Annotated in this window: 11 protein-coding genes; 9 read left to right on the forward strand and 2 right to left on the reverse strand. The window is 70.9% G+C overall.

The features are described from left to right. Positions 1-120 precede the first annotated feature (120 nt). Positions 121-525, reverse strand: coding sequence for a TIGR03618 family F420-dependent PPOX class oxidoreductase (locus ACFYY7_RS29495; RefSeq protein ID WP_358944227.1), 405 nt, complete (start codon positions 523-525; stop codon positions 121-123). 288 nt (positions 526-813) lie between these two features. On the opposite strand from ACFYY7_RS29495, the gene clpB reads away from it, so the two are divergent. The 3 genes from clpB (at position 814) to ACFYY7_RS29510 (ending at position 5,726) form a co-directional block, all read left to right on the forward strand. After that, entirely contained in the window at positions 814-3,402 is a 2,589-nt protein-coding gene (gene clpB / locus ACFYY7_RS29500; protein WP_388666173.1) for an ATP-dependent chaperone ClpB, read from the forward strand. A 415-nt stretch (positions 3,403-3,817) separates the two neighbouring features. Beyond that, positions 3,818-5,083 (forward strand): MFS transporter, encoded by a 1,266-nt coding sequence (locus ACFYY7_RS29505; RefSeq protein ID WP_388666175.1) that lies wholly within the window; start codon positions 3,818-3,820, stop codon positions 5,081-5,083. Between the two features lie 82 nt (positions 5,084-5,165). After that, positions 5,166-5,726: a YbjN domain-containing protein gene (locus ACFYY7_RS29510; protein ID WP_388666178.1), complete on the forward strand. Its 561-nt coding sequence runs from the start codon at positions 5,166-5,168 to the stop codon at positions 5,724-5,726. 72 nt (positions 5,727-5,798) lie between these two features. Here the strand turns inward: ACFYY7_RS29510 and ACFYY7_RS29515 are convergent, their stop codons facing one another. Then, positions 5,799-6,968: a pyridoxal phosphate-dependent aminotransferase gene (locus tag ACFYY7_RS29515; RefSeq protein ID WP_388666181.1), complete on the reverse strand. Its 1,170-nt coding sequence runs from the start codon at positions 6,966-6,968 to the stop codon at positions 5,799-5,801. 723 nt (positions 6,969-7,691) lie between these two features. On the opposite strand from ACFYY7_RS29515, the gene ACFYY7_RS29520 reads away from it, so the two are divergent. From ACFYY7_RS29520 to fbaA, 6 genes are all read left to right on the forward strand, one after another. After that, entirely contained in the window at positions 7,692-8,213 is a 522-nt protein-coding gene (locus ACFYY7_RS29520) for a DUF2617 family protein (protein ID WP_388666183.1), read from the forward strand. An 84-nt stretch (positions 8,214-8,297) separates the two neighbouring features. Next, entirely contained in the window at positions 8,298-9,896 is a 1,599-nt protein-coding gene (locus ACFYY7_RS29525; RefSeq protein WP_388666186.1) for a polyamine aminopropyltransferase, read from the forward strand. 132 nt (positions 9,897-10,028) lie between these two features. Continuing rightward, the gene (locus tag ACFYY7_RS29530; RefSeq protein WP_388666189.1) at positions 10,029-11,009 is read left to right on the forward strand and encodes an SRPBCC domain-containing protein; all 981 of its coding nucleotides are present in this window, start codon (positions 10,029-10,031) and stop codon (positions 11,007-11,009) included. A gap of 25 nt (positions 11,010-11,034) precedes the next feature. Then, the gene (locus ACFYY7_RS29535) at positions 11,035-11,835 is read left to right on the forward strand and encodes an aldose 1-epimerase (protein ID WP_388666192.1); all 801 of its coding nucleotides are present in this window, start codon (positions 11,035-11,037) and stop codon (positions 11,833-11,835) included. A gap of 77 nt (positions 11,836-11,912) precedes the next feature. Beyond that, positions 11,913-12,452, forward strand: coding sequence for an orotate phosphoribosyltransferase (gene pyrE / locus ACFYY7_RS29540; protein WP_266731675.1), 540 nt, complete (start codon positions 11,913-11,915; stop codon positions 12,450-12,452). A gap of 214 nt (positions 12,453-12,666) precedes the next feature. Then, entirely contained in the window at positions 12,667-13,689 is a 1,023-nt protein-coding gene (gene fbaA, locus ACFYY7_RS29545; protein ID WP_388666195.1) for a class II fructose-bisphosphate aldolase, read from the forward strand. Positions 13,690-13,847: the final 158 nt, after the last annotated feature.

Raw genomic sequence — 13,847 nt, forward strand, 5'->3', positions numbered from 1 at the left:
CGCTCAGTCACTCCCCCACACAACGGCGCCATCGTGACCTGAACACGATGGCGCCGTTGTGCCTTTTCCGGCCGGTGTGCTTTTCCCGGCCGGGCCCTGCCTGACCGGCCCGCGGGCCGGTCAGGCCTTGCCGAGCGCCCGGTCCACGGCGATCTCGATGACGATCCGGTCCGGGTTGGGCTTCGGAGTGCGCTCGTAGCGCTCCGCGTAGCGGCGTACCGCGTCGGCCACCGCCTCCGGCTCCGTGCGCACCGTCGCGCGCCCCTCCAGCGTCGCCCAGCGGCGCCCGTCGATCTGGCAGACGGCGACCCGTGCCCCGTCCGGGCCGGCGGCCAGGACGTTGGCGGCCTTCCTGGTGTTTTTGCCGGTGATGACCCGCGCCAGCCTCGTCTCGGGGTCGTACGTCACGCCCACCGGCACCACGTGCGGGGTGCCGTCGGGGCGGGGCGTGGTCAGGGTGCACACATGCCGTGCCCGCCAGAAGGCGAGGTACTCGGGGCCGGGGTTCGTCACGTCGACTGCCATGGGCACAGCGTAGGCAGCGCGGGCGCGGCCCCGGGGCGCCGCCCCCGCCCGCCGTCCCCGCCCCGCCGTCCCCGCCCCGCCGCCCCCCCCCGGTGGCGGCGGGCCGGTGCGGCCGGTTCACTCGAAGCAACCCGGCGTCGGCGGACGGGGCGACGGCCCTTCGTCATCAAGTTGAGTGGAGTCCACTCAATATTGCCTTGAGTGGGGTAGACTCAACTTTACGCACGTTGGCATAGTCAGAGTCAGTGCTGTGGAGAGGCCAGTCACCGCAAGGAGGAGAAAGCGCACGTGGACGCCGAGCTGACCAACAAGAGCCGGGACGCCATCAACGCGGCCACCAACAGGGCCGTGAAGGACGGGCACCCTGATCTGACCCCCGGGCACCTGCTCCTTGCGTTGCTCGCGGGCGAGGACAACGAGAACATCACCGATCTGCTCGCCGCCGTCGAGGCCGACCAGATCGCCGTACGCACCGAGACCGAGCGGCTCCTGGGCGCCCAGCCCAGCGTCACCGGGTCCACCGTTGCCCCGCCGCAGCCCAACCGCGAGCTGCTCGCCGTCATCGCCGACGCCGCGCAGCGCGCGAAGGAGCTCGGCGACGACTACATCTCCACCGAGCACCTGCTGATCGGCATCGCGGCCGAGGGCGGCCGCGCCGGTGAGATCCTCAGTGGGCAGGGGGCCAGTGCTAAGAGGCTGCTGGACGCATTCGAGAAGAGCAGGGGAGGGCGCCGGGTGACCACACCCGACCCGGAGGGCCAGTACAAGGCGCTGGAGAAGTTCGGTACGGACTTCACCGCGGCCGCACGCGAGGGCAAGCTCGACCCGGTCATCGGCCGTGACCAGGAGATCCGCCGCGTCGTCCAGGTGCTCTCCCGCCGCACCAAGAACAACCCCGTGCTCATCGGTGAGCCCGGCGTCGGCAAGACGGCCGTCGTCGAGGGCCTCGCCCAGCGCATCGTCAAGGGCGACGTCCCCGAGTCCCTGAAGAACAAGCGGCTCGTCTCGCTCGACCTCGGCGCGATGGTCGCGGGCGCCAAGTACCGCGGCGAGTTCGAGGAGCGGCTGAAGACCGTCCTCTCCGAGATCAAGGAGAGCGACGGGCAGATCATCACCTTCATCGACGAGCTGCACACCGTCGTGGGCGCGGGCGCCGGAGGCGACTCCGCCATGGACGCCGGCAACATGCTCAAGCCGATGCTGGCCCGCGGCGAGCTCCGCATGGTCGGCGCGACGACGCTCGACGAGTACCGCGAGCGGATCGAGAAGGACCCTGCCCTGGAGCGCCGCTTCCAGCAGGTGCTGGTGGCCGAGCCGAGCGTCGAGGACACCATCGCGATCCTGCGCGGGCTCAAGGGCCGGTACGAGGCCCACCACAAGGTCTCCATCGCGGACTCCGCGCTGGTGGCCGCCGCGACCCTGTCCGACCGCTACATCACCTCCCGCTTCCTCCCCGACAAGGCCATCGACCTGGTCGACGAGGCGGCGTCCCGGCTGCGCATGGAGATCGACTCCTCCCCCGTCGAGATCGACGAGCTCCAGCGCGCCGTCGACCGCCTCCACATGGAGGAGCTGGCCCTCAAGAACGAGACCGACCCCGGCTCCCGGCAGCGTCTGGAGAAGCTCCGCCGCGACCTCGCCGACAAGGAGGAGGAGCTGCGCGGCCTCAACGCCCGCTGGGAGAAGGAGAAGCAGGGCCTCAACCGCGTCGGTGAGCTGAAGGAGCGTCTCGACGAGCTGCACGGCCAGGCCGAACGCGCCCAGCGCGACGGCGACTTCGACACCGCTTCCAAGCTGCTGTACGGGGAGATCCCTGGCCTGGAGCGGGAGTTGGCGGAGGCGTCCGAGGCCGAGCAGGAGGCCGCCAAGGACACGATGGTCAAGGAGGAGGTCGGCCCGGACGACATCGCCGACGTCGTCGGCTCCTGGACCGGCATCCCGGCCGGACGCCTGCTGGAAGGCGAGACCCAGAAGCTGCTGCGCATGGAGGACGAGCTCGGCAGGCGGCTCATCGGGCAGAGCGAGGCCGTGCGGGCGGTGTCGGACGCGGTACGTCGCACCCGCGCCGGAATCGCCGACCCCGACCGGCCCACCGGCTCGTTCCTCTTCCTCGGCCCGACCGGTGTCGGCAAGACGGAGCTGGCGAAGGCGCTCGCCGACTTCCTGTTCGACGACGAGCGGGCCATGGTCCGCATCGACATGAGCGAGTACGGCGAGAAGCACAGCGTGGCGCGGCTCGTCGGCGCCCCGCCCGGATACGTCGGCTACGAGGAGGGCGGCCAGCTCACCGAGGCGGTCCGCCGCCGCCCGTACAGCGTCGTGCTGCTGGACGAGGTCGAGAAGGCCCACCCCGAGGTCTTCGACATCCTGCTCCAGGTCCTCGACGACGGCCGGCTCACCGACGGACAGGGCCGGACGGTGGACTTCCGCAACACCATCCTGATCCTGACCTCCAACCTCGGCAGCCAGTTCCTGGTCGATCCCCTGACCAAGCCCGAGGAGAAGAAGGAACGGGTCCTGGAGGTCGTACGGGCCTCGTTCAAGCCGGAGTTCCTCAACCGGCTCGACGACCTGGTGGTCTTCTCCGCCCTGTCCGGTGACGAGCTTGCGCACATTGCGAAGCTCCAGATCGACCGGCTCGCCAAGCGGCTGGCCGACCGGCAGCTCACGCTCGACGTCACGCCCGAGGCCCTGGCCTGGCTGGCCGAGGAGGGCAACGACCCGGCGTACGGGGCGCGGCCGCTGCGCCGCCTCATCCAGACGGCGATCGGTGACCGGCTGGCGAAGGAGATCCTCTCCGGCGAGGTGAAGGACGGCGACACCGTCCGGGTGGACCGGGTCGGTGACGACCTGCTCGTCGGGCCCGCGACCGCGTAGAGGGCGCACGGCCTGCCGATGACGGGGCCCCGGCCCGAGGACCGCACGATCCTCGGGCCGGGGCCCCGTCGTTCGCGCCGTCGGTCCTCCGTAGGTCCGCCACCATTCCCCCGCCGGGCAAGGGGAGAGGAATTAAGGTGATGTCTGGAGAAAGGCGAAAATGGTCACCGTCATCGGTGATCCATCGTTCAACATCGATATTGAGCCAAACGCCTTGCTCCGCGCCGATGGGCGGCATCTCCCGGACCGCCCCCGCCGCCGGCTGCATCACCCGCCCCTGACAAGGGACTTCTGTTTGGGCGCGGGCGGCTTCCGCCCGGTGTCGCGCGAATAATCAGGACACCTCACGGCGTCCTTCGTGGCCTGCTCGCAGGCACAGTTAGGGGCGGAATTCGGCAGTCGGTAGCGTGCCCGCATGAACGAGCGGATAGGCGATGAGATAAATTCGGGGCCCAAAAAGCCCAGATCTGACAATCTCTTTCACCTTGGCGAATTCCGTACCCTTTGGGCTGCATATGCCCAGTCGATCCTGGGTGATCAGCTGGCACGCGTGGCCCTGTCGTTGCTCGTGTTCGAACGCACCGACTCGCCAGGGTGGACCGCGGCGACGTATGCGCTGACCACCTTGCCCGCGCTGCTGTCCGGGGTGCTCCTGTCCGGCCTGGCGGACCGGTTCCCCCGGCGCACGGTCATGATCAGCTGCGACCTGGTGCGGATGGTGCTGGTCGGGCTGATGGCCCTGCCGGGGATGCCCTTGCCGCTGCTCGCGGGGCTGCTGGTGCTGGCGCAGCTGGCCGAGGCGCCCTTCGGCGCCGCCCAGGGCGCGCTGCTGCCCACCGTGCTCGGCGCCGAGCGGTACGAACGCGGCCAGCGGGTCATGCAGATCACCCACCAGACCGGACAGCTGGTCGGCTTCGCCGGCGGAGGTCTGCTGGCCGCGTGGCTGGGCAGCAACCTCTCGCTGGGCGTGAACGCGTTGACCTTCCTCCTCTCGGCGATGCTGGTCAGGTTCGGCGTGAAGGCCCGTCCCGCAGCGAGTGCGGATGCCCGCAAGAAGCGGCTCGGCGCACAGGTCGGGGGCGCGGCCGGGCTGATCTGGTCGGACCGCAGACTCCGGTCGCTGCTCGCACTGGGGTGGCTCGCGGGGTTCGTCGTCCTGCCCGAAGGGCTGGCCGCCCCGTTCGCGGACGAGGCCGGCGGTGGCACGTACTCGGTGGGGCTCCTGCTCGCCTCGCACCCGGCGGGAATGGTGCTGGGGGCGGCCCTGCTGGGGCGGGCCGGGGTCGGCGACGAGTCGCGGCGCCGTCTGCTGGGACCGCTGGCGATCGGCGCGAATCTGCCGCTGGTCGCCTACTGGCTCGATCCCGGCGTCGGCGCGGCCATGTTCCTGCTGATGGTGGCCGGGGTGTGCTCCGCCTACCAGATCACCGCCGGGGCCACCTTCGTACTCCTGACACCGGTCGACCAGCGCGGCCAGGCGCTGGGGCTGGCCAGGTCGGGGGTGACCGCCATGCAGGGGATCGGCGTCGCCCTCGGAGGTGTCGCGACGGAGCTGACCGGCTCGTCGGCGAACACCATCGGCGCGTCCGGACTCCTCGGGGTGCTGTGCGCGATCCTTGCCGCCGCCGCCTGGTCACGGGCGCGGGCAGCCGATGCGCAGATGATTCCCCGGAAGGCATAGGCAGGCCCGGACCCCCCTGGCGGCGAAACGCGGCTAGGGTCGTCGGCAGGAAACCACGAGCGATCCACAGGAGTACCCAGCGATGTCTATCGATCCGTCCTCGATTCCGAATTTCGGGGGCCAGCCCGAACCGCAGGCGGCAGGACCCGAGGGCCCCGTTGTCCCTGACCAGGACCTCGTCAAGCAGCTCCTCGAACAGATGGAGCTGAAGTTCGTCGTCGACGACGAGGGCGACCTCGCGGCGCCGTGGGAGGACTTCCGGACGTACTTCATGTTCCGGGGCGAGGACGAGCAGCAGGTCTTCTCGGTCCGTACGTTCTACGACCGCCCGCACGCCGCGGACCAGCGCCCGGTCCTGCTCGACGCGATCGACGACTGGAACCGCCGCACGCTGTGGCCCAAGGTCTACACGCACACCCACGAGCCCGAGGAGGGCTCCGAGGAAACCGAGGTCTCGGTCCGTCTGATCGGTGAGGCGCAGATGCTCATCGGTACGGGCGTCAGCCTGGAGCACTTCGTCTCGTCGACGGTCAGCTGGGTGCGCGCCTCGATCGAGTTCGACAAGTGGCTGCAGGAGCGCCTGGGCCTGACCCCGGCCGAGGAGAAGGTGGACGGCGGGGACCCGGTCCCCCCGAGCGCCTGAGCCCTCGCACGGCAGTGACACCCCACCCCGGGGCGGCGGTCCTCGTGACCGCCGCCCCGGGGTGGCGCCGTTTCAGGACGCCAGCCGCCGCAGCCGGCCGACCGCGTCGTGCAGGACCTCGTCCTGCTTGCAGAAGGTGAAGCGGACCTGGCCGCGGCCGGCGTCCGGGTCGTCGTAGAAGACGGAGTTGGGGACGGCGACGACGCCGCAGCGTTCGGGGAGGGCGCGGCAGAAGGCGTAGGCGTCCTTCTCGCCGAACGGGGCGATGTCGGTGGTGATGAAGTACGTGCCCTGGGGCCGGTAGACCTCGAACCCGGCCGCGCGCAGTCCGTCGCCGAGCAGGTCGCGCCTGTGGCGGAGGCCGGCGCGGAAGTCGTCGAAGTAGGAGTCCGGCAGGCGCAGCGCCTCGGCGATCGCGTACTGGAACGGGCCCGCGCTGACATAGGTCAGGTACTGCTTGGCCGTCCGGACGGCTGCGGTCAGCGGGGCGCTCGCGGTGACCCAGCCGACCTTCCAGCCGGTGTACGAGAAGGTCTTGCCGGCGGACGAGATCGAGACCGTGCGGTCGCGCATGCCGGGCAGCGAGGCCGGCGGGATGTGTTCGCCCTCGAAGACCAGGTGTTCGTAGACCTCGTCGGTGACCACGAGGAGGTCGTGCTCCACCGCCAGTCGGGCGATCGTGGTCAGCTCCTCGCGGGTGAGGACCATGCCCGTCGGGTTGTGCGGGCTGTTCAGCAGCAGCAGCCGGGTGCGGGGCGTGATCGCGTCCCGGAGGGCGTCGAGGTCGGGGCGGAAGTCCGGGGCGCGCAGGGTCAGCGGTACGCGGACGCCGCCCGCCATGGCGATGCAGGCGGCGTACGAGTCGTAGAAGGGCTCGAACGCGATGACCTCGTCGCCGGGTTCCAGCAGCGCGAGCATGGCTGCGGCGATGGCCTCGGTGGCTCCGGCGGTGACCAGGACCTCGGTGTCGGGGTCGTAGGAGATGCCGTAGCGCCGCTGCTGGTGGTCGGCGATCGCGGTGCGCAGTTCGGGGATGCCGGGGCCCGGCGGGTACTGGTTGCCGTGCCCGTCGCGCAGCGCCCGGACCGCGGCCTCGCGGATCTCCTCGGGGCCGTCGGTGTCGGGGAAGCCCTGGCCGAGGTTGATGGAGCCGGTCCGTACGGCGAGCGCCGACATCTCCGCGAAGATCGTCGTGCCGAACCCGTCGAGGCGGCGGTTGAGCAGCGGTCGTCCCTTTGTCATGGCTGTCATCCTGCGCGGAAGCTCTGGAGTTGCTCAAGTCTGCTTTGGCCGTTCGGGGCCGGGGGCATCCCCCACACACGCGGGAAGCGCGTGGAAGCGGGGGACCTCGCTTCGGGGGACGGAAGGGCGTGAGGCCGGTGAAGGTATTCGTCGGTGTGGTGATCGCGGTCGGTCTGATCGTGCTGCTCGTCTCGGTCCTGGTGAAGGCCGGGAACCGGTCGAAGGCGGGCAGGCGGGGCGCGCGGCGGGGGGCCGTGGGCAGCGGCGCGGGGGGCGGCTGGTGGGCGGGGGGTGACGGTGGCGGCGGTTCGTCCTGCGGAAGCGGAAGCTCCGGGCACTCCGGAGGCCATTCGTGCGGCGGCGGCCACTCCTCGTGCGGTGGCGGTTCTTCGTGTGGCGGCGGGGGCGGATGCGGCGGCGGAAGCTGATCCGGACAGCTGGTTCCGGAGGTGTCCGGTGGGTGAACTCCCGCCGGGCACCTTTTTGTTGGGGCTTTTTGCGAGTTGCCGGTGAACAGGTGATCCGAGAGGCCCCCGACGGGATGGAAACCACGGCAAGTTGGGTAAAACCGCTGTGGATGCGGCTTATTCGTGGTTCCCTCGGTTTGAGAGAACATTCAGCCCTCGGACCCCAGTTGGACCTGATTGGGCGCTACCCCTCCCACGTGCACCACGTCGGGGCGTCCCCTGTCCATGTGTCCATGCTTGCTTGCGGAGCCGACTCATGCTCACGACCCTCCAGACGGCTTATTCCGATACCCGCGCCGCCGACCTGGCCTGGACGCTGGGGCGCGAACCGCTCCCCGCCCTGGCCGTGCTCGACCTCGATCTCGCGGGTGCCGGACTCCAGATGCGCCTGCTCGGCGCCTCCCACCAGGTGCTCCTCGAAGAGGACCGCGGCACCTGTTCCGAAACCGTGGCCTGTATCCCCGGGAGCAGCACCCCGCTCCCGCTCGGGGTCTCCAAGCGGCTCGGGGAATGGGAGTACGAATTCGCGGCGCGCGTCGAGACGCTCTCGGAGGGCTCGTTCGCGGGCCGCGCGCAGGAACTCCTCGCGCTGGTCGCCGACCATCCGCAGGGTCTCGCCGGTACGTTCCCCGGCAGTCCGCACGCATTCACCGCCATGCTCGCCCAGCGGACCGAGGGCCAGGTGCGGTGGCGCACCTGGCACGCGTACCCGCAGGAGGGGCAGTTGGTGGTGACGCGCACCCGAGTGGGAGTGCGGAAGTCGGCGGCAGTGCTCTGAGTAGTCCCAACTCCGTTGTGAGCACGCCACTTGCACCCTTGTGGGTGACAGGCTGCCACGTGATCGTGACGTAGCGTTCGCATCATGATCGATCAGCAGGTGTCGCTGCGAGGGGGCGCGGCGTTTCTTCCCGTAGGGCCGAGGACCGGCCGGTATCTCGTACTGTCCGCGGTCTTCGTCTGTGCGGCCTGCGGTCTGGTGTACGAGCTCGAACTGGTGGCCCTCGCCTCCTACTTGATCGGTGATTCCGTCACCCAGGCATCGGTCGTGCTCTCCGTGATGGTCTTCGCGATGGGCGTCGGCTCGCTTCTCGCGAAACGTTTACGCAGCCGTGCCGCAGTGGGTTTCGGGCTGATCGAGGCGGCGCTCGCGCTCGTCGGCGGCTCCTCGGCGCTGGTGCTGTACGCGTCGTTCGCCTGGATCGGGGAGTCGCGCTACGCCCTGGTCGGGTTCTCGCTCACGATCGGGATCCTGATCGGTGCGGAGATCCCGCTGCTGATGACCCTGATCCAGCGCGTCGACCGGCAGGATGCGGGCGGCGCCGTCGCGGATCTGTTCGCTGCCGACTACGTGGGCGCGCTGGTCGGCGGGCTCGCGTTCCCGTTCCTGCTGCTGCCGATGCTCGGGCAGCTCACCGGGGCGCTGTTCACCGGCGCGGTCAACGCGGCGGCGGGCGGGGCGCTGGTGCTGTGGGTGTTCCGCCGGGACCTCACCCCGCGCTCCCGCTGGCTGCTGATCGTGTTCAACGTGGCGGTGATCGCCCTGCTGGCCGTCGCCACCGCGCTGGTCGACGACTTCGAGCGGGCGGCGCGGCGTGCGGTGTACGGGGACGCGGTGCGGGTCGCGGTGCAGACCGAGGTCCAGGAGGTGGTGCTGACGGGGTCGGGCCGCGACTCCCTGGATCTGTATCTGGACGGCCGGCTGCGGGTCAGCGCGCGCGACGAGTACCGCTACCACGAGGCGCTGGTGCACCCGGCGATGAACGGGCCGCGCGCCCACGTGCTGATCCTGGGCGGTGGCGACGGTCTCGCCGCCCGGGAGGTGCTGCGCTACCCGGACGTGCGCGACGTCACGGTGGTCGAGCTCGACCGGGACGTCACCCGGTTGGCCCGTACCGACCCGGCGCTCTCGGGGCTGAACGGCCACGCGTTCCGCGACCCCCGGCTCACCGCCGTCGCCGCCGACGCCTTCAACTGGATGCGGGCGGCGCACGGCAGCTACGACGTGGTGATCTCCGATCTGCCCGATCCCGGGATCTCCACCAGCACGAAGCTCTACTCGGCGGAGTTCTACGGCCTGGTCGCCCAGGCACTCGCGCCCGGCGGCCGGGTGGTGGTGCACGGGGGCCAGCCGACGTCCCGGCCGCGTACGTTCTGGACGGTCGAGGCGTCGATGAGGGCGGCGGGCCTGGGGACCCGCCCGTACCGGATCAGCGGTCCGGCCGTCGATTCCGCGGCCGGACCCGACCGGGCCACGCACCGGGAGCAGCGCGCGCACGGCTGGGGTTTCGTCCTCGCCGGTGCGGGGTGCAGACCGGAGCTCGGCCTTGCCCCGAAGGCCCCGGAGCTGCGGTCGATGACGGAGCCCGGACTGGTCGACGCGGGGCGGCGGACGGAGAGCGCCCGGCTGCCGGGGCTGCCGCCGTCGACACTGGTGCATCCGCGGTACTGGGAGGACCGGTGAGCGGGGGCCGGTCCGGGTGGCGTGATCGGGGTGGGGGTGGGGGTGGGGACGGGGCGGAGCGGTCGGGGTGGGGGTGGCTTCTGGAGGCGGAACCGCTGACGCGACGGTCGGGGCTGAGTAGGCTCGGTTTCCATGGAGCATGAGGTGTTCGTTCCGGTTCCGGCCCCGTCCCTGAGGCGGACGCTGGGTGACCCCGCCCGTGTCGCGCGATGCGTGCCGGGCCTGCAGCAGGACGCCGACTCGTCCGCGGGCCCGCTCTCCGGCCGGCTCAGGATCCGGGTCGACGGCCACACGATCACTTACCGTGGCGCGCTGCGGCTCACCGATGGGGCCGGGTCCGGGGCCGGGGTCGGGATCCTGGTGACCGGCGAGGGCACCGAGGCCCGGGGCAGCGGCTCGGTGAAGCTGAGCCTGACGATCGGGCTGACCGAGCGCGACGGCGGTACGGCGATCGGGTTCACGGGTACCGCGAGCGGCGACGGCCGGCTCCTGGAGCTGGACGCGGCGGCGGTGCTCGCGGCGGCCCGCCGGCTGCTGGACCGCTTCGCCCAGCAGCTGGTGACGGAGACGCTGGCGGCCGCCGGTGAGCCCGACGGGCCGCTCGGCGAAGCCGTGGAGCAGGCCATCGAGGAGGCGGCCGAGGAGGCCGACACGACGGGTGCGGCCACCGCCCGCGACATCACCCCGGAAGCCGACGGACCCGACGGACCCGACAGCACCGGTGACACCGATGGCGTACCGCCCACCCATGAAGCCTCGGCGGACGAGGCGCCCTCGGCAGGGCGGCCGGGGGAGCCGGGGACTCCCGGGAACCCTCCGGGCACCGGCTCCGTCTTCGACGCGCCCGTGCCCCCGCCGCCGCTCGACCCTGTGTCCGAGACGGAGTTCACCGCCCCGGAGAACCCCCCGGCGGAGGCCGCGCACGCCAGGCGGACCATGATCGGCCGCAGCGCCGAGGAGGTCGACCACGCGCCGCCGCGCGGCCGGTACGCCCCCGTCCCGTCACCCGATTCGACCACCGCGGGTGCCACGCTCCGCTGGGTCGCCCCGGCCGCTGCGCTGGCTCTGGCGTCCGCCGTGGTGGTGACCAGGGCGTTGAGGCGGCGGCGGTAGCGGTCGCGCCAGTAATGTCGGACGGGTGAGTAGCAGCGAGAAGGACGTCCGGCTGTCCGTCGGCGACACAGAGTTGACCGTGAATCCCGCCAACGGCTGTCGCATCGACAGCCTGCGGATCGGTGGCACCGAACTGTTGCGGCAGGGGGAGCGGTACGGCTGCTTCCCGATGGTGCCGTGGTGCGGGCGCACCGGGAACGGGCTGTTCCACAACGGCGACGTCCCGCACCGGTTGCCGCTGAACGCCCCGCCGCACGCCATCCACGGCACCGGCCGGGACACCGCCTGGCACACCGCCCGGCTGGCCGAACGGGAGGCGTCGTTCTACTACGACCTCGCCGACCCCTGGCCGTACCCGGGACGGGTGACCCAGACCTTCGAACTGGCCGAGGACTCGCTCACCCTCGCCTTCGGCATCGAGACGTACGGGGACTCGTTCCCGGCGCAGGCCGGCTGGCACCCCTGGTTCCTGCGCAACCTCGGCGGCGGTGGCAAGGACGTGGAGGTGGCATTCGACGCGGCCTGGCAGGAGGAGCGGGGCGAGGACCATCTGCCGACCGGCCGCCGCATCCCGCCCCTGGAGGGGCCCTGGGACGACTGCTTCGGGATGCCGGACGGCGTCGAGGTGACGCTCACCTGGCCGGAGCAGCTGGAGCTGACCGTGAAGAGCCGGACCGAGTGGGTCGTGATCTACGACGAGCAGGACGAGGCGGTCTGCGTGGAGCCGCAGTCCGGCCCGCCGAACGGGCTGAACACCGAGCCCCGCTACGTCACCCCGATCGATCCGCTGGAGATCGCGACGACGTGGAGCTGGCGCCGGCTCTGACCCGGGCGCCGGCTCGCGCTCCGGCCCCGGATCCCGCCCCGGCGGCGGTCTGCCGGGCAGCCTCTAAGCTCGTAGCCATGAGTGACGTACGTGCTGAGCTGCTCCAGCAGATCAAGGACAAGGCCGTGGTACACGGCAAAGTGACCCTCTCCTCGGGTCTTGAGGCCGACTGGTACATCGACCTGCGCCGCATCACGCTGGACGGCAAGGCCGCTCCGATGGTCGGTCAGGTCATGCTCGACGCCACCGCCGAGCTGGACTACGACTGCGTGGGCGGGCTGACGCTGGGCGCCGACCCGGTCGCCACCTCGATGCTGCACGCCTCCGCCGCGCGCGGGCAGGAGCTGGACGCGTTCGTCGTCCGCAAGGCCCAGAAGGCGCACGGGATGCAGCGCCGCATCGAGGGCACGGACGTGAAGGGCCGCCGCTGCCTGGTGGTCGAGGACACCTCGACCACCGGTGGTTCGCCGCTGACGGCCGTCGAGGCGGTGCGCGAGGCCGGTGGCGAGGTCGTGGCCGTGGCCGTGATCGTGGAGCGGGGTGCTGCTCCGGCCATCGCCGAGGCGGGCCTGCCGTACGTCCACGTCTACTCGGTGGCCGATCTCGACCTGGCCTGACATCCGGCTTTGACCTGCGGATTTTTCCGGGGGCGGGCTGTTTCACGTGAAACGGCCCGCCCCTTCCGCATGTCTGCCGAGCGGCTGCCGGACCGGCCCGGCGGTGGGCCGGGTGGAGCCGGAACGAGAGTCTGGGAAGATAGGGGCGACGATGACGTCGCCCCCAGGTCAGGGAACCAGCAACGCACACCCGCATATCCCAAGGAGCGGTCAGATGCCCATCGCAACCCCCGAGGTCTACGCCGAGATGCTCGACCGGGCGAAGGCAGGCAAGTTCGCCTACCCGGCCATCAATGTGACGTCGACCCAGACCCTGCACGCTGCACTGCGCGGCTTCGCGGAGGCGGAGAGCGACGGCATCGTCCAGATCTCCACCGGTGGGGCGGAGTTCCTGGGCGGCCAGTACAACAAGGACATGGTCACCGGCGCCGTCGCCCTGGCCGAGTTCGCGCACATCGTCGCCGCCAAGTACGACATCACGGTCGCGCTGCACACCGACCACTGCCCCAAGGACAAGCTGGACGGTTACGTGCGTCCGCTGCTCGACATCTCCGCCGAGCGCGTCGCCCGGGGCGAGAACCCGCTGTTCCAGAGCCACATGTGGGACGGTTCGGCCGAGACGCTGGCCGACAACCTGGCCATCGGCCAGGAGCTGCTGGCCAAGGCCGCCGCCGCCAAGATCATTCTTGAGGTCGAGATCACCCCGACCGGCGGCGAGGAGGACGGTGTCACGCACGAGATCAACGACGAGCTGTACACCACCGTCGACGACGCGCTGCGCACCGCCGAGGCGCTCGGCCTGGGCGAGAAGGGCCGCTACCTGCTGGCCGCCTCCTTCGGCAACGTCCACGGCGTCTACAAGCCGGGCAACGTCGTGCTCCGCCCCGAGCTGCTGAAGGACCTCCAGGAGGGCGTCGGCGCCAAGTACGGCAAGAAGTCCCCGTTCGACTTCGTCTTCCACGGCGGCTCCGGTTCCACCGAGCAGGAGATCGCCACCGCGCTGGAGAACGGCGTCGTGAAGATGAACCTCGACACCGACACCCAGTACGCCTTCACCCGCCCGATCGTGGACCACGTGTTCCGCAACTACGACGGTGTGCTGAAGGTCGACGGCGAGGTCGGCAACAAGAAGGTCTACGACCCGCGCAGCTGGGGCAAGTCCGCCGAGGCGGGCATGGCCAAGCGCGTCACGGAGGCCTGCGCCAACCTGCGCTCCACCGGCACCAGGCTGAAGTAGCGGCAGCCGGTACGAAGTGTGGCCGTGGGGGCGGGGGGCCCGGGGGGGGGGGGGGCCCCCCCAGTGCGGGGGGCGAGGTTTGGGCAAAATAAAAAAGAAAGGGGGGGTGTGGGTTGGAGGTGGGGCGCTGAGAAAAAAAACAAAGGACACCCCCCCCG

This window comes from Streptomyces sp. NPDC001933, assembly GCF_042890955.1.
In the GTDB taxonomy this organism is placed as follows: Bacteria; Actinomycetota; Actinomycetes; order Streptomycetales; family Streptomycetaceae; genus Streptomyces.

Bases quoted from the DNA above. Each gene is read 5' to 3' on its own strand.
- ACFYY7_RS29520 (WP_388666183.1), top strand. From the start codon at position 7,692: ATGCTCACGACCCTCCAGACGGCTTATTCCGATACCCGCGCCGCCGAC.
- fbaA (WP_388666195.1), top strand. From the start codon at position 12,667: ATGCCCATCGCAACCCCCGAGGTCTACGCCGAGATGCTCGACCGGGCG.
- ACFYY7_RS29495 (WP_358944227.1), bottom strand. From the start codon at position 525: ATGGCAGTCGACGTGACGAACCCCGGCCCCGAGTACCTCGCCTTCTGG.
- ACFYY7_RS29510 (WP_388666178.1), top strand. From the start codon at position 5,166: ATGTCTATCGATCCGTCCTCGATTCCGAATTTCGGGGGCCAGCCCGAA.
- ACFYY7_RS29530 (WP_388666189.1), top strand. From the start codon at position 10,029: ATGGAGCATGAGGTGTTCGTTCCGGTTCCGGCCCCGTCCCTGAGGCGG.
- ACFYY7_RS29515 (WP_388666181.1), bottom strand. From the start codon at position 6,968: ATGACAAAGGGACGACCGCTGCTCAACCGCCGCCTCGACGGGTTCGGC.
- pyrE (WP_266731675.1), top strand. From the start codon at position 11,913: ATGAGTGACGTACGTGCTGAGCTGCTCCAGCAGATCAAGGACAAGGCC.
- ACFYY7_RS29505 (WP_388666175.1), top strand. From the start codon at position 3,818: ATGAACGAGCGGATAGGCGATGAGATAAATTCGGGGCCCAAAAAGCCC.
- ACFYY7_RS29525 (WP_388666186.1), top strand. From the start codon at position 8,298: ATGATCGATCAGCAGGTGTCGCTGCGAGGGGGCGCGGCGTTTCTTCCC.